The 19,830-nt window shown below is 60.6% G+C and carries 17 protein-coding genes; 2 read left to right on the top strand and 15 right to left on the bottom strand.

What is annotated here, in order from left to right; all coding sequences use genetic code 11:
• Position 1: 1 nt before the first annotated feature.
• From ACP7EW_RS09965 to ACP7EW_RS09975, 3 genes are read right to left on the bottom strand one after another with little or no spacing between them, the layout of a single operon-like run.
• Entirely contained in the window at positions 2–403 is a 402-nt protein-coding gene (locus ACP7EW_RS09965) for a hypothetical protein (RefSeq protein WP_058414244.1), read from the bottom strand.
• Entirely contained in the window at positions 403–1,215 is an 813-nt protein-coding gene (locus ACP7EW_RS09970) for an SDR family oxidoreductase (RefSeq protein ID WP_426216749.1), read from the bottom strand. The genes ACP7EW_RS09965 and ACP7EW_RS09970 overlap by 1 nt, the downstream gene beginning before the upstream one ends.
• A 14-nt stretch (positions 1,216–1,229) precedes the next feature.
• Positions 1,230–1,694 carry a multidrug transporter gene (locus tag ACP7EW_RS09975; protein WP_426216751.1) on the bottom strand — a complete coding sequence of 155 codons (465 nt, stop codon included), beginning with the start codon at positions 1,692–1,694 and terminating at the stop codon, positions 1,230–1,232.
• Positions 1,695–2,051: 357 nt separating this feature from the next.
• Here ACP7EW_RS09975 and ACP7EW_RS09980 point away from each other — a divergent pair, with 357 nt between their 5' ends.
• Both ACP7EW_RS09980 and ACP7EW_RS09985 read left to right on the top strand, forming a co-directional pair.
• The gene (locus ACP7EW_RS09980) at positions 2,052–2,288 is read left to right on the top strand and encodes a hypothetical protein (protein ID WP_426216753.1); all 237 of its coding nucleotides are present in this window, start codon (positions 2,052–2,054) and stop codon (positions 2,286–2,288) included.
• Positions 2,289–2,555: 267 nt separating this feature from the next.
• The gene (locus tag ACP7EW_RS09985) at positions 2,556–2,879 is read left to right on the top strand and encodes a hypothetical protein (RefSeq protein ID WP_426216755.1); all 324 of its coding nucleotides are present in this window, start codon (positions 2,556–2,558) and stop codon (positions 2,877–2,879) included.
• 93 nt (positions 2,880–2,972) lie between these two features.
• Here ACP7EW_RS09985 and ACP7EW_RS09990 read toward each other — a convergent pair whose 3' ends face one another.
• The 12 genes from ACP7EW_RS09990 to ACP7EW_RS10045 form a co-directional block, all read right to left on the bottom strand.
• A complete protein-coding gene (locus ACP7EW_RS09990; protein ID WP_426216757.1) occupies positions 2,973–4,424 on the bottom strand; it encodes a mannose-1-phosphate guanylyltransferase/mannose-6-phosphate isomerase in 1,452 nt (483 codons plus the stop codon).
• 105 nt (positions 4,425–4,529) lie between these two features.
• Entirely contained in the window at positions 4,530–5,186 is a 657-nt protein-coding gene (locus tag ACP7EW_RS09995; RefSeq protein ID WP_021491856.1) for an alginate O-acetyltransferase AlgF, read from the bottom strand.
• Positions 5,187–5,202: 16 nt separating this feature from the next.
• Complete coding sequence (locus ACP7EW_RS10000; protein WP_426216760.1) at positions 5,203–6,372, bottom strand: alginate O-acetyltransferase; 1,170 nt, start codon at positions 6,370–6,372, stop codon at positions 5,203–5,205.
• A gap of 11 nt (positions 6,373–6,383) precedes the next feature.
• A complete protein-coding gene (locus ACP7EW_RS10005) occupies positions 6,384–7,925 on the bottom strand; it encodes an MBOAT family O-acyltransferase (protein ID WP_426216762.1) in 1,542 nt (513 codons plus the stop codon).
• Positions 7,926–8,151: 226 nt separating this feature from the next.
• The gene (locus tag ACP7EW_RS10010; RefSeq protein ID WP_095014772.1) at positions 8,152–9,261 is read right to left on the bottom strand and encodes a mannuronate-specific alginate lyase; all 1,110 of its coding nucleotides are present in this window, start codon (positions 9,259–9,261) and stop codon (positions 8,152–8,154) included.
• An 8-nt stretch (positions 9,262–9,269) separates the two neighbouring features.
• Positions 9,270–10,718, bottom strand: a complete 1,449-nt coding sequence (locus tag ACP7EW_RS10015) for an alginate O-acetyltransferase (RefSeq protein ID WP_178954169.1) — start codon at positions 10,716–10,718, stop codon at positions 9,270–9,272.
• Positions 10,719–10,729: 11 nt separating this feature from the next.
• Complete coding sequence (gene algG / locus ACP7EW_RS10020; RefSeq protein ID WP_426216763.1) at positions 10,730–12,319, bottom strand: mannuronan 5-epimerase AlgG; 1,590 nt, start codon at positions 12,317–12,319, stop codon at positions 10,730–10,732.
• Complete coding sequence (locus ACP7EW_RS10025; protein ID WP_038849953.1) at positions 12,319–13,806, bottom strand: alginate export family protein; 1,488 nt, start codon at positions 13,804–13,806, stop codon at positions 12,319–12,321. Before ACP7EW_RS10025 ends, algG begins: the two co-directional genes overlap by 1 nt.
• On the bottom strand, positions 13,803–15,197 hold the full coding sequence (gene algK, locus ACP7EW_RS10030; protein WP_033899571.1) for an alginate biosynthesis TPR repeat lipoprotein AlgK: 1,395 nt from the start codon (positions 15,195–15,197) through the stop codon (positions 13,803–13,805). Before algK ends, ACP7EW_RS10025 begins: the two co-directional genes overlap by 4 nt.
• A gap of 2 nt (positions 15,198–15,199) precedes the next feature.
• Positions 15,200–16,366 carry a PilZ domain-containing protein gene (locus ACP7EW_RS10035; protein WP_426216766.1) on the bottom strand — a complete coding sequence of 389 codons (1,167 nt, stop codon included), beginning with the start codon at positions 16,364–16,366 and terminating at the stop codon, positions 15,200–15,202.
• A 36-nt stretch (positions 16,367–16,402) separates the two neighbouring features.
• Positions 16,403–17,884, bottom strand: a complete 1,482-nt coding sequence (gene alg8, locus ACP7EW_RS10040) for a mannuronan synthase (protein ID WP_161630253.1) — start codon at positions 17,882–17,884, stop codon at positions 16,403–16,405.
• 83 nt (positions 17,885–17,967) lie between these two features.
• Complete coding sequence (locus tag ACP7EW_RS10045) at positions 17,968–19,284, bottom strand: nucleotide sugar dehydrogenase (RefSeq protein ID WP_033899577.1); 1,317 nt, start codon at positions 19,282–19,284, stop codon at positions 17,968–17,970.
• Between the last annotated feature and the right edge of the window lie 546 nt (positions 19,285–19,830).

A 19,830-nucleotide genomic window follows, 5' to 3' on the forward strand; every position in this document is an offset into this window, starting at 1 on the left:
GTTAAGCCTTGATAAACGTTTCATGCAAATGGCGCCACAGCAACGCACCACTGGCCTGCTTCTCGAACACCACCGTGGCACGGCGGTCCGTCTGTGTACCGCTGGCATCCACCTGATGTTCGCGATAGGTCACCGTGGCGCCACGCGCATGGCGATCGATGCCGGCCATCTCGCTCAAGGTGATTTTCAACCCCGGGCGCATGCCGCCCAACCGTGTAAACAGGGCGTTGACTCCGGCCGCGTTGACCCGTGTGCCGGTCGCCGGGGCAACCATGCTGAACTCCGGGGAGAATCGTGCGAGCAAGTTCTGCAAGGTGCCCTCGGGCGCAACCCCGGCAAACCATTGCTCGATCTCGACGTGGGTCTGGATCACTTCTTCAAAAAAGTCGCTGTAGTCGATCATTACAAACTCCGTTCCAATCCAAAGCGTTTCTTCAAAACGCGCTCCAATACACCTTTGGGCAGTAACGCGGCCATCAACGGTAACGCTCGGCTGCCATTTCCGGCGCGCAGCAAACGCGGTGGCGCGGGTTGCTGTACGCCCTTGAGCACTTGCGCGGCAAACCGGTGGGCCGGGGTTGGGTTGTCTTGCGAGGCCTGGGAGCGTGCGCGGATGCCGTCGCGCAGCGGCCACCAGGGGGACTGTTCGTTGATCAACAGTTCGGCCTGGGCCCCGGCGTTTTTGGCGAAGCTCGTATCAATAGCCCCTGGCTGCACCTCCATGACCCGCACGCCAAACGGCGCCAGTTCCATGCGCAGCGCATCGCTCAAGGCGTGCACGGCCGCTTTCGACGCGCAGTAGGCGCCTGCAAACGGCGTTACCAGCACACCGGAAACACTGCCGATGTTCACCACCAATCCCTGGCTGCGGCGCAGGGCCGGGAACAACGCCTGGGTCACGCCGACGATGGAAAACACGTTGGTTTCGAATTGACGTTGCATCGCCTCGGTGCCGCCGTCGAGCAACGGACCCATGGCGCCATAACCGGCGTTGTTGATCAGCACATCCAATTCGCCTAATTGCTCGGCCAGGCGCCGTAGGGCAGCGCTGTCGTTGACATCCAGTTCAACGGCGTTGAAGCCCGCCGTGGCGAGGGCGGCGACATCTTCGGGGCGGCGGGCGCTGGCCCAGACGGTGTAGCCGGTTGCTTTGAAGGCATCCGCCAAGGCACGGCCAATGCCGCTGGAACAACCGGTGATGAGTACGTTGGGCATGGATCGATCCTTAATCAGTCCGAGAAACTGCCTTGCAGGTGCTCGGCACGAAATTCCAGGGTTTGCGCGCGGTAGCCGGGGCGCAAGGGCGGAGTGGGCAGGCAGTCTTCCCAGGTGGCGCCGGTTTGCAACTCACCGGGGCCGCGATAGCGTGGGGCGGCGTAGACGTTGTCGGCGAGGTTCACCGTATCGCCCGGCGCATACGCGGCGACGCGCCAGCGCAACTCGGTGAGCGGCACATCGTTGCCGTTGTTCAGCGTCAGTTTGAGCGGTCGGTCGGCGGGGCATTCGTCGGCGGCGTAGGTGATGCGCAGCTCCAGGCGGGCCAGTTGGGAGGCTTCGCGGTTGTCCAGCCAGACCACCCAGATCGCCACGAACCCCAGGCCGACGGCGGCAGCCAACGACACCGGCAAGGCTTTGGCTGGGTAGCGCAGCAGCAGGACCAGCCAGGTGATGATCAGTAGGACACCGAAGAACATGATGACAACCTCATATGCGGATAAAACATCCTACCTGCGGCTGGGGCCCGCCGCCTATCGCAGTATCAGTTTTCGTTTGTGAGGGAACCTGACAACGGATCTGTTCCACAGAACCAGCATAGGGAAATTCCAGATTATCCAGGACGATGTTAACCACAGTCTGATCAAGCGAGACTCACTATGATTGCTTCAGCCATTCTTGTACCGGCCGTCACCACTGCCCTTGCTTCGGTAGTGACCTCTCTTATTACAGCTCAGCGAGCGCCCACGGCGGACGCTGCTGGAGCGTCCAAGCCAGTGAATAAAGAGCCGGGCTCACTCCCGTCTGGTCGTATGCAGAACCAGAGGCTTACAAGCTTGGGGCAAACCCTGCTGCAAGCACCCTCAACGGAACTACGCAACAGCGGCATGAACGTCAAGCACGCCAAAGGGTTCGGTATTGCAGTGGGCGGCATGGCAGCCCAAGAGGCGGGGCAAAAGGTGGCCAACAAGGGTGGTACGTTGTCCAAAGTCTTGGGCACCGCCATGATCGTGGGGGGTAAGGTTGCCCAGGAGGTCGGTGCCGAAAAATTCGCCGGCGCTGCAAGAGCGTAACGGCCTATACAGCACGCAGGGCTTTATCCGAGGAACTGGTCTGGAACATTTTTACACATAGTTTGAGCACGGACATGCACGGTAACCCATGAAGGAAACCAACCGTAGTCTTACGAAGTGAGATGTTCTATGACCGTATCAAACTCCCTTGCAGCCGTACTCACCCCTTTTGTACCCCCTGTACCCGCGTCCGCATCCACTGCGCCGGGAACCCCTCCTCAAACGCCGAAGGAGGAGGTCGGCACTCACTTGCGCTCTATGCGAAACATGGGGCTCACCAGCCTCCGACAAACCGTTCTTCATCGCGTTAACTCGCATTTCTCCACGGCGCTTAATGTTAATGATGATTCGGGTAGCGACAAAGCCAAGGGGGCAGCCATCACGGTGGCCGGCGCGGCAATGCAGGGAATAGGAGGGAGAATTGCGAGCAGTGGAGGCTTTGGCGCGAAAATCTTAGGGGGGGCTATGGTGTGGGGTGGCAGGGCGACGGAAGAATATGGCAAAGACAAATATGGCAGTGCGGGCAACGGCACTAACAGCACCGGCAATTACAACGCCTATGACCCCAATAACTGGGGCGGTCGCGCATAGGCTTAGACGGCCTGTGAACTAAAAAAGCCCCCGCCCAACCGGCTGCGGATAGGGGACGCAGTCGGCTGGACGGGGGCTTCTTGTACGACTCTTTTACTGCGCGATAGTTTTCACCGACACGCCACGTTCAACCGGCGTCGAGCGACCATAGATATCTTCAAAGCGCTCGATATCGTCTTCGCCCAGGTAGCTGCCCGATTGCACTTCGATGATCTCCAACGGGATCTTGCCCGGGTTGCGCAGGCGGTGCACCGAGGCGATCGGGATGTAGGTGGACTGGTTCTCGGTGAGCAGGAACACGTTCTCGTCACAGGTCACTTCGGCGGTGCCGCTGACCACGATCCAGTGCTCGGCGCGGTGGTGGTGCATCTGCAGTGACAGGCACGCGCCCGGCTTGACCGAGATGTGCTTGACCTGGAAACGCCCGCCCATGTCGACCGAGTCGTAGGAGCCCCACGGACGATAGACTTCGCAGTGGTTCTGGGTTTCGCTGCGGCCCTGGTCGTTGAGGGTCGAGACCATCTGCTTGACGCCTTGGACCTTGTCCTTGTGGGCAATCATCATCGCGTCTTTGGTTTCCACCACCACGATATTGTCCAGGCCGATCACCGACACCAGTTTGCCGTTGCCGTGGATCATGCAGTTACGGCTGTCCTGGATCACCACGTCGCCTTTACTCACGTTGCCGTGCACGTCTTTGTCGTTGACGGCCCACAGCGACGCCCAGCAACCCACGTCACTCCAACCGGCACTCAACGGCACCACGCAGGCGCGCTGGGTTTTTTCCATCACGGCGTAGTCGATGGAATTGTCCGGGCAGCAGGCGAAAGTGGCTTCGTCGAAGGACACGGTGTCGGCGGTCTGCTCGCTGCGCTCCAGGGTCAGCAGGCAGGTGTCGTAGATATCCGGGTCGTGCTTTTTCAGCTCTTCGAGGAAGCGGCTGGCGCGGAACAGGAACATGCCGCTGTTCCAGAAGTAACCGCCGCTTTTGACGAACTCGATGGCGCGTTTTTCGTCAGGTTTTTCCACGAACTGTTGCACGCGGCTCACGCCCTCGGGCAGCAGCGAATCGTTGGTGGACTTGATGTAGCCATAACCGGTTTCCGGACGGGTTGCCGGTACGCCGAACAGCACCATCTCGCCACGCTCGGCGGCCACGGTGGCCAGTGCCAGCGCGCGTTGCAGGGCTTTCTGGTCGTCGATCACGTGGTCGGCGGGCAACACCAGCATCAGCTCGTCGCGACCTTCATTGACCAGCATCATCGCGGTGAGGGCCACGGCCGGCGCAGTGTTGCGGCCGAACGGCTCCATCAGGATGCGCTGGCTTTCCAGCTTACGCGCGGCCAGTTGCTCATTGACGATGAAGCGGTGGTCCTTGTTGCAGACCACGATTGGGGTGTCCATGCCTTCGAACACCAGGCGTTCCAGGGTTTGCTGGAACAGCGTGTGCTCGCCGGTCAGGGCCAGGAATTGTTTAGGGAACTGTTTACGGGAAAGCGGCCAAAGACGTGAGCCGCTACCACCGGAAAGGATTACTGGGATCATGGGTGTTTCTCCTTGAATCGATTTGGGTCAGAGCTACGAAGGTTTGTCGTTTCACTCTTGTTTTTGTCTCGGTCCGGGTTGGTCTTAACCAACCCGGAAAATGGTTTAGCGGGTCGACACGGGGCGTTTCACCCAGACTGGCGACAGGCTCGAACCGGAGCCGGTGACGTACAGCACCGCTGCCTCACCACGCTCCAGGGCCACGGGCTTCACATCGCCAACTTTCTTGTCACCGTCATACAACGCCAGGCTCACCTTCACCGGGTTGATTTCACGCTCGCCACGGCCTTTGGCAGCGACGGCCTTGACCACATCGGTCTTGCCGTCAGCCGTCTTCAAGGTCAGGGCCTTGTCGCTGAGGTTCTGCACGCGCACCAGGGACTTCTGCTTGTTTTTGAACGGTGGCTCTTCGATCAGTTGTGGCTGGCCGCTGCCGCTGTTGACCAGGGTGTAGTAGTGGTCGGCGGCGAGTTTGACCGGCACGGTCTGGCTGCCGACCTTGGCGCTGTAGTCACCGCCGGGCATGAAGCTGAAGTCGCTGCTGGCCAGTGGCGCAACGTCGCTCAGGTTGGTGGCGCCGACGGTGGCGCTGACTTCCTGGTTGCTGGCGTTGTAGATCCGCACAAAGCTCGAGCCTTTTGGCGCGGTAGGGCCGTAGAGAGCGGCGTCGCCACCGGCGAAGGCGGACATCGACACGAAGCTCAGGCCGGCCGCGATAGCCAGGGTTTTAGCGAGACGACGAGGAGTTGTAGTGAAAGTCATGTGAGTTACCTCTCTTTCAGTTTTGCGCCCGGTCGGGCGTCTCGGATTTAGTGTTGATAGCCATGTTCTGTTGGCGCGAACCGGCTTGTTTAAGCTGCGCAACCCACGCGGGGTCGGCATCACCGATTTCGTTGTTCACGGGCAGATAACGTTCAGGAAACTCCCAGATCAGCACCTGCGGCGGGCTGTTCTTGAAGTCATCGCTTTTCAGGTAGCTGAGCATCGGCAGGATCGGGCCGTGGCCGTCTTCGGCGTAGCTGACCACGTCGCTACCCAGGGCTTGCTTGAGGGCGCCGACGAAGTTCCAGTTGGGGTTGGCGCTGTAGCTGGTGCCGACCAGGGCGACTGGGGTTTCGCTGTCGCTGAACAGGGCGTCGTCACCCTTGGTTTCGGCCAGGTGCGTCACGCGTTTTTCCAACGGCTCTTTCGGCGGCATCAGGTTTTCAAACAGCGGGTCCAGCGGCAGGAACAGACGCAGGTCGCCTTTGTGCGGCGCGGTGTGCTCGGCCTCGGTGACGAAACGTTGTGGCTCGCCGCTCAGCGGGGTCTTGTCGGCGATGGTCTTAGCCAATTGCTTGGCGGCGATTTCGGCACCGTCCGGGGTCCAGTGGGTGTCAGTGCGCAAGAACACTTGCTTGCCGCCCAGCTTGGCCTGTTGCAGCGGGCCGAGCAGGTCCGGGGCGATGATCTTGTCGGCCGCGACACGGGCGTGGAAGTCGTCATACAGGTTGGCGTGAATGCTCGCCGGTTTCACTTCACCCAGGTGTTCCGGGTAGAGGCGCACCTTGGCCGGCACGATCGCCATCACCAGTTGAATGCCTTGGGCCTTGAGCTTCTGGCGCACGCCTTCGACCAGCGCGTAGTTGCCTTGCAGGTTCTGGTCTTCGTTGACAGCGGGGTTGAACTCCTCGTCGCTGTACAACCAGTGATCGCGGCCCAGCACCACGCCAGGGCGGCCTTCATTGAACAGCTTGTAGTCCAGCGCCGCCCACAGGTTGGTGCCGATGCGCTTGATCGGGAACTCGTCGTCGTAGTGCGTCTCGACGGCTTTGGTCCAGCGACCATTGAGCACGGTGGCGTCGGCATTGGTGCTGAAGCCGAAGAAACTGCGCAGCGACCAGGCGCCCAGGGCCAGCAGCAGCACCAGGAACAGGCCGATATAGAGGACGCGGAATGAACGGGTCATGGTCGGCTCCCTCAGAATTGGAAGTAAAGGAACGGCGAGAAACTCTGCGCCGACAGTTTGAGAATCGACGCCACGAACAGCAGCAGCACCGCAGCGCGCATGGCGTAGCGTGGCCAGTCAGCGGTCCAGTAGGCCGGTTGCACGGCGGCATCTTTGCCCACGGTGAAGCCGGGTTCGTGGATGCTGCCTGGGTTGTCGCCCGGTACGGCCTTGATCAGGCTCGGATCGGCTGGCGTGGTCTTCTCGGTCTTCTCGGCAGGGCGATTGGTGTAGAAGTCGCGCAGGCCAAAGAACGCCAGGGTTGCGTACGCCACCACCAGGGTTGCCACTTGCAGGCCGGTGAGGTTGGCGCGGTTGAGTTCCGACAGCGACCACTCGCCAAAGCTGAACATCGCACCGTACATACGGCCGGCGACGTGCAGGTTCTCGGCGCGGAAGATTACCCAGCCCATCACCACCAGCAGGAAGGTGAAGGCCCAACGCACCGGGTTGAAGCTGCGCGGCGAAGTGTTGAGGCCGATGGCTTTTTCAATCGCCAGCCACATGCCGTGCCACGCACCCCAGACGATGTAGGTGATGTTCGCACCGTGCCACAGGCCACCGAGCAGCATGGTCAGGAACAGGTTGCGGTAAGTGGTCAGCGTGCCTTTACGGTTGCCGCCCAGGGTGATGTACAGGTAGTCACGCAGCCAGGTGGACAGGCTGATGTGCCAGCGCCGCCAGAACTCGGTGATCGACTGGCTGATGTACGGCTGCTTGAAGTTCTCCATGAAGCGGAAGCCCATCATCAAGCCCAGGCCGATGGCCATGTCGCTGTAGCCGGAGAAGTCGAAGTACAGCTGCGCGGTGTAGGCCAGCGCGCCAAGCCAGGCATCGCCCGTCGTCGGGTTTTGCAGGGCGAAGCAATGGTCGGCCACCACTGCCAGGGTGTCGGCAATGAACACCTTCTTGATGAAACCCTGCATGAACCGCGTGCAGCCCTCGGAGAACTTGTCGAGGGTGTGGGTGCGGTTGTTGAACTGGTCGGCCAGGTCGCGAAAGCGCAGCACCGGGCCGGCAATCAAGTGCGGGAAGATCGCCACGAACGCCGCAAAGTCGATCAGGTTGCGGGTCGCCGGGGTATCACCGCGATACACGTCGATGATGTAGCTGATGGACTCGAAGATGTAGAACGAGATCCCGATCGGCAGCAGCACGTGGGTCAGGATGAACGGCTCCAGGCCGGCCGACTTCATCATGACGTTGATGCTGTCGACGCCGAAGTTGGCGTACTTGAAGTAGCCGAGGATGCACAGGTCAACCACCACGCCGAGCAGCAGCCAGCGTTGGGCCGGCTTGGTGCGCACGCCGGCTGCACCGACCTTGAGGCCGATCCAGTAGTTCCACAGCGTCACGGCGGCGAACAGTGCCAGGAAGTCCACTCGCCACCAGGCGTAGAACACGTAGCTGGCCAACAGCAGCAGCAAGTTGCGATAGCGTTGCCCGCTCAAATAGTACAAGCCGAGAAAGATCGGCAAGAACAGAAACAGGAACACATTGGACGAGAAAACCATCCCGATCTCTCCATGTTTAACCAACAGTCAAGGGCCAGAGCCCCCCCAAACCCCCCCACGATTTCGGGGGAGGGTGGTACAACATTCCAACTGTCGAAACCGGGTTGACTGTGGGAGCGGGCTTGCTCGCGAATGCGGTGGTTCAGTAACAGATGTGTCGTCTGACACACCGCATTCGCGAGCAAGCCCGCTCCCACATTGGGACCCTGTTCCTTCAGTTAGCTACTCAAGAACCTTTGTTGCCTTTTTCATGCGTCGGGTCGTAGACCTTGGTCAGGTCACCCCCTAGGCGGAACGTCTTGAACGGCTGCATCCCGTGCTTGCGCTCGAGCACATCCGGCGCGCAGGTGTAGAGGGTGCAGAAGGGTTCGAGCCAGGCGAATTTCATGTCCTGTTTCAAGTCCTTCATGTCCTGCTCTTTGCCGTTCTTCTGTTCGAAGATCTCCGGGTCTTTCACCCCGGCCAGCACCTTGTCGCCCAGGCGTTTGAGTGCACCGTTGTTTTCCTGACGCAGGTCGACACCGTTGACCAGGGCAAAACTGGCGATCATCGACAGCGGCGGCAGCGCGTAGTTGTGGTACGACAACGCGCGTTGCTGGCGCTTCAATTCGTTGGGCAGGAAGCCTTGGTCGTCGACCTGGTTCACGCCGACCTTGTATTCCTTCACCGCCCAATCAAACAGGTCGCGACGGTTGACGGCGACGGACGTTGCCATCACCGACCAGGCGGCCCAGTAAGAGTGGTTGTTGGTTTTTTCCAGCGGTAGGTTGTCCCAGTCGCTCACCACCTGATCGGCCAGTTTGTTGAACCAGGCTTCGATCAGCTGCGATTCCTGCTGGTGGTTGGCCAGCGGGTGCGAGTCGGAGAACTTCAGGCGCACATAGGCCGAGGCCATGCTGCCCAACGCCCATTTGCGCATGGACTTGCCGGTGTGGTTGAAGTCCTTGGACATCAACGCATCCGCCTTGGCCCAGCTGGTTAGCCAGTTGAGCGTGCATTCCAGCTGCTCCGGGCGACCGTCGCGCATGAACTGCATCACGCGCTTGCTGGTGTCTTTTTCCAGCTTGGTGATGTCGGCGGTGCTGTCGCGAAAGGCTTTTTCGGACTGGGTATTCAGGGTGGCGCGGGCTTTGTCCGAACCTTCGTACTTGCTGCGAAATTGCAGCGAGCCGGTGTACGGCGCCGGCATGGCGTCGCAGTCATTCTTGAAGTCGCCGGTCTTGAACGCTTCCACTGGGGCGAAATAGCCCTGGGGTGGACGCAGTGGCGCGGCGGCGTTGACTGAACCGGCGAACATCGCCAGGCCCAGCAGCGTTGGAATCAATAACTTCTGCATAGGTAACCTCATTGCCCTGTCGAGGCAGTCTGTTGACCGCCCGCTGGGAATACGTTGCGTGTGCAAATTTTCGCTTCAACCTTCTGCGCAGCCTGGCCCGCTTCCGGGCCTTGGACTTCCACGGCCAGCAAGTTCTGCGAGGCCCAGTCTTCATCGGTACGCAGTTCGAAGGCGAAACGCCCGTCTGTATCGGATGTTTCGGGTTTCTCGATCTTGATGTCCTCGTGGCGCCCGTTCATGTACCAGAGGGTGGCTTGCAGGGTTTTCACCGACGGGTCGGCGAAGCGGATATCAACCTGGTGATTGGCATTACGCAGGTCTTTGTTCGAACTGTTCACCATCAATTCGTTCTTGCCGGGCTTCAACGAAGTGCTGGCCGTCATCTGTGCCGGCTTGCCTTCGCAGCCGTTGTCCAGCAGCGACATCATCTGGCGGTAGATGGTCTCCTGGTCCAGGCGGTACAGCGGCGAGAACTCCCAGATGAGGATTTTTGGCGGGGTCTTCTGGAACTCGTCGCTGCCCAGGTACTGGATCATCGAGCCTTCTAGGCCACCGCCAGGAAAGGCGACGTTGAGGATGTCGGCGCCGATTTCCTGTTCCAGGAAGCCGGCGAAGTTGTAGTTCTTGCCGCTGTGGCTGGTGCCCACCAGGGTGATCTGCGGGTTGCCCGAGTCGCCGAACAGGTCGCCGTCGCCCGCTTCGCCCTTGGGCTCGGTGGTGAACTGGTCCATGTACTGGATCGCGTAGCTGGTGCCGCAGAGTTGCCCGGCCATGTTGTGCAGGGTGCCGGTCTTGCCCATGCGCCCGGAGCGTTTGGTCTCGAATTCGCGCTTCGGAATATCCGCGAATTCAGGCATGGCGCGTACTTTCTCGCCGACGATTTTCGCGGTGCGCTGGGCACCGTAAGGGGTCCAGTGCTGGTCGCCACGGAAGTAGAAATCGTGGGCCGGCAACTCGTCCGGCAGCTGCTCGTTGGTCAACGGCGACAGGTCCGGCACCACGTAGCCCATCTTGGCGAAACGCCCGAGCATGGTTTTGTAGTTACCCAGCGCCTTGTCGAAATCGAACTTGGCTTTCTCTTCTGGGTTGAGCTTGTTGCGGTTCACCAGGCCACGGGTCGGCTGGTAGACCACCACCAGTTCCACACCCTTGGCCTTGAACGCATCGTGCAACTGCTGCATGCGCTTGTAGCCGGACGGGGTTGTGTCGAACTCGGTACGCAAGTCTTCCTGGGTACGGAACAGCCAGTCGCCCTGGGCTTGCACCAGGGTGGTGAAGTTCTGCTGGTAGCGCGTGGTGTAGTTGCGCGCATCGTGGGCGGCCGGGCACAGGCTGCAGCACGGCTCGGCGGTGAAGGTCGGCGCCTTGATTTCGTCGGCGCGCACGCCCTGGCTGGCCGCGAGCAGGCCGAGGGTCAGACCCGAGAGGCTCAGCAATTTGATCATGTGTGGGTGCATAAGGGTCATCCTCAGTCCTGCAATTCGGTCTGGCGTTCGACAGGGTCGATCAGCACGGCTTTCTGCTGGCGCACCAGCAGGTCGAGAATCTCTTCCTGGCGATCGCCCAGCACGCCGTTGAAGCTGATACCGCTGGATTTGGTCGGCGCCAGCATCGACACGCGGTACAGCTCCACGCTCAACGGTGAGTCGATGGACAGCGGTCCGCTGCCGTTACCCGCCAGTTCACCGCCGACCACGATCAGCGAGACCTTGGCGTCGAATGGGTCGAGGGCGATGTCACGGTCGGTGTCGGTCAAGTCCTTGATGTGGCCGTACAGCCCGGTCAAGCCGTTGGCCATCGAGGTGTTCTCGTACAACTTGATGTTCACACTGTTACGCACGCGGATACCGTGGCGACGGTTGGCGATCACCTTGTTGCCCCACAGCAGGTTGTCACCGCTCTCATAGAGGGTGATGCCGTCGGTGTGGTTACGGTAGAACTCGTTGTCGGCGACGATGTTGTTGACGCTGTTACGGTCGAGTACCAGGCCCGAGAGCTTGTTGTCGTAGCTGCGGTTGTTGAAGATGAAGCTGTCGTTCACTTCCCGGGAAATGATGATGCCGTGCTTCTTCTTGGTGCCGTAGACGGTGTTGTCCGCGATGATCAGGCCATGGGAACGGTCGTGGGGGTCAATGCCGTAGACGATGTTGTCCTTGTAGGTATTGCCCTTGATCACGAAGTTCGTGGTCTCGTAGCAGTAGAAGCCGTACCACATGTCCGAGAACTCGGAGTTGATGATCCAGCCGGTCGGCTCGGGACGCTTGAGTACCTTGGCCATGTTCGGCGTGTACTGGGAAATACTCACCCCGTACGACTTACTGTTGGCGTAGCCGAAACTGGCCATCTTGGTGTTGGAGATGTAGGTCTCGGTGCCACCCCAGGCCAGCAGGAACGGGCGGAATTCCTTGGGCGACTTGAACAGCGCCGGACCGTTGGCCTTTTCGCTCCAGCCGGTGACTTTGGTGTCACGCACAAACAGCTGGCCGTCGTTGATCAGGAAAGAACCGGCTTCCTGGGAGAGGCGCAGCTCCTGAGTCTTTTTGTCGATTTCCAGGATGCCCTTGCGGCCCACCACGATCGGCAGTTTGGCTACGAACACGCCCGGCGAGGTCTCGCTCAGGTACTGCTTGGGCACCTTGCCCAGCAGGTCCTTGAGGTTCATGTAGCCGTCGTCGACAAAAATCGCCTGGGGAATGCCGTGCTGGCGCACCACCCACTCGGCCATCTTGTTGTCACCGCCGATGAAGTCCTTGAGGGCGTCCTCTTGCATCATGCGGCGGATGCTGATTTTGCCCGGCTTGCTTCTGACGATCTTTTTTTCCATCGCTGCATCGGTGTAGCCCGACAGATCCGGCAGGGCCGGCTTGGCCATTTCCAGCGGCGCGGTCGGCGGGCTGGAGATGGTGTAGGTCTTGGCCTGTTGCAGCTCTTTGGCGATGGTCGGCGCTTTCGCCTGCGGCGCGACATCGGCCAGGGCAGCACCGCTTGCCAGCAGCATCGCTGCCGCCAACAGGGCCGAGCCTTTGAGGGCTTGAGGGTTCATTGCGCAGGCTCCCATCAGAACTTCCAGATCACGTCGACAAAGGCGCGATGCATGTACGAATCGACCTGGCTGCCATAGGCGTCACCCGGCTTGAACACACCGGCACGGAAACGCACCAGAGCCGACGGCTCGTCGATCGACTGGCTCAGCGCAGCCGGCAACAGGCCGGTCTTGAAGTACTTGGTGACGACCAGGTCCATCTCTTGGCCCAGGTCTTTCTTGCCGTCTTCAAGCGGCAGGGACGTGCTGGACAGGATCGCGCCGGTCACGTCGTCAGTGTTGTTCTGCACCGCATCGATGCCGTTGCTGCCGACCGGCTTGTTGCCGTCGACACGCCAGAACTTGTGGTAGACGAGGCTTGCGTCATAGTCCTCGCGCAGCTGCCAGGAACCGAACAGGCTCATGGACTGCATGTTGTTCATCTCGCCGCGGAAGGCTTCGCCGAAGCGGTGCACGCGGGACTGGGTGCCGGTCCAGTTCGAACGGTTGCTCTGCAGGCCGTTCTGCTCGTACTCGGCGCTGGCGCGGGAGTAGGCCGCACCGACTTGCCACTGCGGATCAAGGCGCAGACGCACGCCGAGGTCGGTGGCCCAGCCGCTCACGTCATCGCTGCGCTTGGCATTGGTTGGGCGAGTGCCGTCAGCATTCAGCGCGTTGACGGTGTCGCGGTCGCCACGCATGCCGGTGACGCTGGCCCAGTAGTTGACGGTATTGGTGTTGCGCCAGTTGTAGGCGTCGCTGTTGGCTTCGATGCCGAGCCAGCTCAGGTCGCCGTTCTCACGCTTGTCCAACGAATCGGTCGGCACGCCGGGTTGCGGGTAGTCGAGCTTGCCGTTGTCATGGGTGTGGTGGCCGCGCAGGCCGATCCACTGGCCGGGCGTCCACTGGTAGGCGGCGTCGGCGTACAGGTGCTGGCGGTCCTTGTCCTTGGGCGACAGTTCCTTGAGGTCGGTGCGGTATTCGCTGAAGCGTTCGGCAACGCCGACATTGGCCTTGAGCAGGGTGGTGTCAAAGGTCCAGTTCAGCGCTTCGATGTTGGTGTCGCGCCATTGGCCGTCGTCGTTGCGCAGGCGTTGGCGACCCAGCTTGAGGATCTCGCCAGGGTAAGGCGTGAAGCCGCTGTAGCCGACCCAGAACTCACGCATGGCCAAGTAATTTTTCTTGGTCTTGCGGTCGTTGTTGGTGGTCTGCTGGTTTTCGTCATCGGCCGATTGTTGCAGCGGGTCGGTCTCGATGATGTCGCTGGAGACCACGGCCTGGCCCATGGCGTAGGCGCTCCACGCGCCGCTTTCGCCGTAGATCCACGGGCGCAGGTCGAGGCCGACGCCGTTGACGTCGCCGCCTTTCTGCGTGCCCAGGTCGCGGTCGTCTTCGGACTGCGCGGTGGCTTTGACTTCCAGGCCGAAGTTCTTGGCTTCGGTCAGCGCAGCCAGGGTCGGGCACGACCACAGCAGGGCGAAGGTCAGGCCGATACCGGCCTTGACGAATGGATTGAGCTTCATAGGGATTCCTCGCCGTCGTCTTCTTCATCCAGGGCGTGCAGTTGCAGCGTGCTCTGGGCCAGGGTGCCGCGGGCGGCCAGTTCCTGTTGCACCAGGCGTTGGCCTTGGGCGCGTTGCTCAGGCGTCAGCGGGGTTTCCAGCTGCGTGGCCAAGTCATTGGCTTCTGGCGTGTCCTGGGCTTTGGCCAACTGGCTGAAGACATAGGCATTCAATGGGTCGGGCTTGGTGCCCTTGCCTTGGGAAAACAATTGGGCGATGGCGAAATCGGCGCTGTTCTGGCCGTTGCGCGCAGCGGTCAGCAAATGGTCCAGGGCTTTTTGCGGGTAGACCTTGCCCAGGTAGCCACGGCGATAGATCTGGCCGAGGTAGTAATCGGCGGCCACTTCCTTGCCTACGGCTTTTTCGAAGTGCGCTTCGGCGGCCTTGGCGTCAGCCGGCACCCACTTGCCTTCGTAGTAGAGCTTGCCCAGCAACAGTTCGGCGCGCGGTTGGTCGGCGGCGCGGCCGTTGTCCAGGTACTTCATCATCTGGTCGACGTCACCCAGTTCCGGGAAGTCGTAGAGCAGTTGCGCCAGGCTGACCCACGAAGCCGGGTAGCCAGGGGCGATTTTTTCCAGCAGGGCCTGGGCGGTTTTTTCGTCCGGTTGGCCGAGGGTGGCGTCGCCGAGTACGCGGGCAACACTGTCGACGCGTTGTGCAGTGACGGTGCCACGGCTGTAACCGGCTTCCATCTGTTTAAGTAGCTCGGCCTGCTTCTCAGGTTCGGCTTTTTTCTGGTAGACCGTGGCCAGCTCGACGTAGCAGATATCGGTGGTGTTGAGCGCGGCCTTGCAGATGCGCTCTACGTCATCCAGATGCTGGTCGTAGGTGTCTTGGGTGCGATACAGCAGGACCTGGGCCAGGCCAGCTTCCGGATAACCGGCTGCCTGCCATTTGCTGATCTGCTGCTGCGCATTCACGTTCGGGAAGCTGTGCGGGTATTGCAGGTACAGCATCGCCAGCGGGATCAGGGTGTTGCCTTCGCCATTGGCAAAGGCTTTTTTCAGCAGGCCTTCGGCTTCATGGTGTTCGGCTTCGGTGCTGCCAGGCTTGGCCACCAGCAGGCGACCGAGACGGGCCTGGGCGCGGGGCGAAGTGTCCGCCGCCGCGCGGTAGGTGGCTTCGGCCTGTTTGATTTGCGCCGGATCGCGAGTGCCTACCTGGATATCAGCCAGGCCCACTTGGGCCTCGCTGTAGCCCAGGTCTGCCAGTTGCTGGTAATTCTGCTGCGCGGTGACGGTGTCGCCACGTTTCAAAGCTTCGTTAGCCAGGCGTTGGTCGGGCAGGCCGGCGCAACCGGCGAGGGCGATGGCCAGCGCCAGGGGCACCGGTAGGTTTCGAAGGGCGCTCATGATTAAAGACCCGCAGCCATGGCTTTATCGATCAGCCAGTTCAGCGAGGGGCCACGGTCGCTGGTCACTTCTACCGGGCGACCGGCGTAGGTGCTGTCCAGCGGTGCGTCAGGCTTGATCTGCACGCGGATGTCGGAGGACAGGTCGGCGCTGTTCAGGCTGGTGCTGCTGACGATGGTGCCGGTGCGGATCTGTTCTTCATCGGCCACTTGGAAGCTCACCGGCGTGCCTGGGCGAACATCGGCGAACTGGCGATAAGTGAAGCGCGCTTCCACATTGGCCAGGCTGCCGCGGGGTACCAGTTGGAAGATCACGTCGCCTTTGTTGGCGTACTGACCGTCGGCGACCATTTGCTGGGCTACCACGCAATCGCAAGGCGAAGTCAGGGTGCCGGTCATTTGCTTGCCGAACAGCTCTTCGACCTTGGCCGGTTGTAGTTGGTCTTCATCCAGATGGCCCTTGAGCACGTCGAGCATGCTGGTGCTGAAAGTGGCGAGCGGCGCGCCTTTGGCGGCGATCCCGTCACCTTTGAGCAAGCTTTGCACCGTACCGTCGCGCGGCATGGTCACGTTCATGCCGGGCACGCTGACCAGGCCCGCCTGGGCGTGGCTGACGAAGTACATGCCGTACACCGATTTGAAGATGAATCCGAACGCGGCCAGGCCGACGATGAAGATGCCTGCGCTGAACACCACGGCGCGTAGACGGCCGGCGGCGGTCATGTTGCTGCCGCCGTCCTTGACCTTGCGCGCCTTGGTGAAGTTGTCGCGTTGCAGGGTCGCCAGCACGTCGCCCATGGTCACGATGTCACCGGACAAGTGCGAGGTGATCAGGTGGCGCAGAGTAGAAATATCTTGGGCGTCGAGGTTCTGGAACTGGCAGCCGGTACGGCCGCTCTGGCGGTCGTAGGAGCGGATCTGAAGCTCCACGTCCATCGCCAGGCCCAGGTTATCGATCACGAATTGCAGACGGCCCTTGTGCACTTCGCCGACGGTCAACGGCTGGGTCGAGGTGAAGGCCAGGCCGCCGGCGGACAGGTCGATCACCCGGGCTTCGGTCGGCGTGCGGTCAGTGTTGAAGAAGCGCAGCTTGGCCGGGATTTTCACGCGGGCATGTTGGCGCTGGGCTTCGGATTCGTGGACAACGTTGACGTTTGCTTGGCTATTCATGGTGTGTAGTTCCTAGTTAATTCAGGCTTGGCAGGGTCAGACCATCATCAGCAACACGGCAACGAAGATGCTGCCGGCGGAGAAGGTCATGGTCCGAGACGACCAGGTGTTGAACCAACGTTGAAAGCTGGCCAAATCGCGGGTCAGTTTGGTGTCCTGGCGGGTCCAGGACTGTTGATCAAGGCGGAAGAACACGTAGATCTTCACCAGTGCGCCCATGATCTGGTTGTAATAGAGAATCGCCGGGTAAGCCGGGCCGATGGTGTGGCCAGAGCACGACAGCAACAGGGTGAGAATCAAGCGGGTAATGCCGATCCACAGCAGGTACGCGAGGATGAACGCGCCGCCGTATTTGAAGGTGGCGATGATTGCCACGGTCAGGCCGAGCAGGGAGGTCCACATCGACACGCGTTGGTCGAACAACACCACACTGGTGAACAGACCCAGGCGGCGTACACCCAGGCCCAAGGCGCGGGAGTTCTGGCGCAGGTTGTTGCCGTACCAGCGGAACATCAGCTTGCGGCTGGCCTTGATGAAGCTCTTTTCCGGCGGGTGTTCCACGGTATGGATCGCCGCGTCCGGCACGTAGAACGTGTCGTAGCCCAGGCGCATCAGGCTGAACCAGCTGGACTTGTCATCACCGGTGAGGAACTTGAAGCGGCCCAGGCGCCAGTGTTGCAGCGAGTCGCTTTCCACGTCGGCGATAAAGCCGGGGTCGGTGACCACGCTGGCACGGAACACCGACATACGACCGGTCATGGTCAGTACGCGCTTGGACAGGGCCATGGAGCACATGTTGATGTGGCGTTGGGCGAAGCGCAGTTTGTGCCACTCGCTCATGATGTAGCCGCCGCGTACTTCACAGAATTCGTTGGTGGTGAGGCCGCCGACATTGCCGAACAACTGGAACCACGGCACGGTCTTGCGTACCACGCCTTCGGCGAGCACGGTGTCGCCGTCGATCACCGCAACGACTGCGCGGTCATCCGGCAAGTGGCGGGAGATGGCGCGGAAACCAAAGGCCAGGCCGTCGCGCTTGCCGGTACCGGCGATACGCACGAAGTCGAGCTTCACGTGTTCCGGCGGGTTCATGCGTTCCCACAGGCTTTTCACCAGCAGCTCATCGGACATTTCCACCAGCGAGCAGACCACGGTGGTCGGGAAGCCGCATTCGATGGCTTCACGGATCACCGAGCTGTAGACCTGCGCGGTAGTCAGCGCATCGATCCGGAAACTGGTGACCATCAGGAACACATGGGACGGGTCAGCAGCCTTGCCCAGCTTGCGCACTTTGCGGCGCAGGTGCGGGTAGACCACGTACAGGAACAGCATGCCGCGAAAGAAATGCGTAGCACCCATCGAGTAGCGCCAGATGCCGACGGCGCCAATCAGGAAAATAAAATTCTTCGACTCGGAGTCGAACGTACTCGCCGGCAGCAGCAGGGCGAGTCCCATCAGCAGGCTGAGGAAGAACAGCCAGCCGGCGGATTGGAGCAATATGTGTTTTAACTTGGACATAAGCGTCATCCGAAGGTGAAGAAGGCTCCAGGCTGCCAGCGCTGGGGATTAGTACGCTGGCAGCTTGGAACTGGCCGTTGCTGTTACCAGCAAATGCCTTCGGTACGACCGCTCGTGCTGGTGGCCTTGGACATGAAGCCCACCAGGTCGATCACTTGCTTGCCGTGCGGTGCGTTCTGCGCCAGGGCACGGAATTTCTCATCGCGGTTGCCCAGGATGATCACGTCGGAGTTGTTGATCACGTCGTCGAAGTCCGAGTTGAGCAGGGACGACACGTGCGGGATCTTGCCTTCGATGTAGTCTTTGTTCGCGCCGTGAACACGGGCGTACTCGACGTTGCTGTCGTAGATGCTCAGGTCGTAGCCCTTGCCGATCAGCATCTCGGCCAGCTCGACCAATGGGCTTTCGCGCAGGTCATCGGTACCGGCCTTGAAGCTCAGGCCCAGCAGAGCGACTTTGCGCTTGTCGTGGCTGGAGACGATGTCGAAGGCGTTCTGCACCTGGGACTCGTTGCTGCGCATCAGCGAGTTGAGCAGCGGCGCTTCCACGTCCAGGGAGCCGGCGCGGTAGGTGAGAGCGCGCACGTCTTTTGGCAGGCACGAACCACCGAAGGCGAAGCCAGGGCGCATGTAGTACTGGGAAAGGTTGAGGGTCTTGTCCTGGCAAACCACTTCCATCACTTCGCGACCGTCGACGCCGACGGCCTTGGCGATGTTGCCGATCTCGTTGGCGAAGGTCACCTTGGTGGCGTGCCATACGTTGCAGGTGTACTTGATCATCTCGGCAACGGCGATGTCCTTGCGGATGATCGGTGCGTCGAGCTCTTCGTACAGCGACTGCAGGACATCGCCGGAGGCTTTGTCGAATTCACCGATGACGGTCATCGGTGGCAGGTCGTAGTCGGCGATGGCGGTGGATTCACGCAGGAATTCCGGGTTGACCGCGACACCGAAGTCGACGCCGGCTTTTTTGCCCGAGCAGTCTTCGAGGATCGGGATCACCACGTTGGCCACGGTGCCTGGCAGCACGGTGCTGCGCACGACCACGGTGTGGCGGGTGGTTTTGTCACGCAGGACCAAGCCGATTTCGCGGCATACCGCTTCGATGTAATCCAGTTCCAGGTCGCCGTTTTTCTTGCTTGGCGTACCGACGCAGATCATCGACAGGTCGGTGTCGCGGATGGCTTCGGCGAAGTTGGTAGTACCGCGCAGCCGGCCGTTCTGAATACCCTGGCTCAACAGCTCGCCCAGACCGGGTTCAACGATTGGCGATTTGCCCGCATTGATCAGGTCAATCTTGTCCTTGGAGATGTCTACGCCCACCACTTCGTGGCCACGGGCAGACAGGCAACCGGCACACACTGCGCCAACGTAACCCAAACCAAATATGCTGATGCGCATCGCATTTACCTCTTTGTCATTGAAGACGGTGTTAATCATGCCAATTAGATGGCGAGTTCATGTTTGCAAGCGTCACTGATGCCACGAAAGTTGGGCGAATAGACGCCGACTTACCGCGTACAGGCATGTTAATTAGTGAGTGACTAACTATTGCACTCAAGTTGTGCGCAACTTGGCCTTGTTATTGGGGCTTGCCCTGAAATGCAGCCGGCCTTCCTGGGGGAAGGTGCCGACGCCAGTGCCGCAGGGTGCAGATAGAGGCTTAAAGCCTTTATTTATCAGCACCTTGGGTGTCATCACTGACACATTTAGGTAAGCGCTGCCTTGGCCTATAGGGGATAGCAATTCATCCTTATCGCCGCCCTCAACTCATATCAGTTGATGATATGACCCATGAGTCAAAGTTGATGGGGCAACTTCGCTACTTCCTTGGGTCGTTATGTAAGTCATCTCTTACAGAAACAGAGAATTTCGTTACCGGTGGTATGAGCCGTGCGTTTTGACGAAGTTCCGGGCCGCTCATCCTGTTTCCGGAAATTTCTTGAA

Source organism: Pseudomonas sp. DWRC2-2 (assembly GCF_049897885.1).
GTDB lineage: Bacteria > Pseudomonadota > Gammaproteobacteria > Pseudomonadales > Pseudomonadaceae > Aquipseudomonas > Aquipseudomonas azotoformans_A.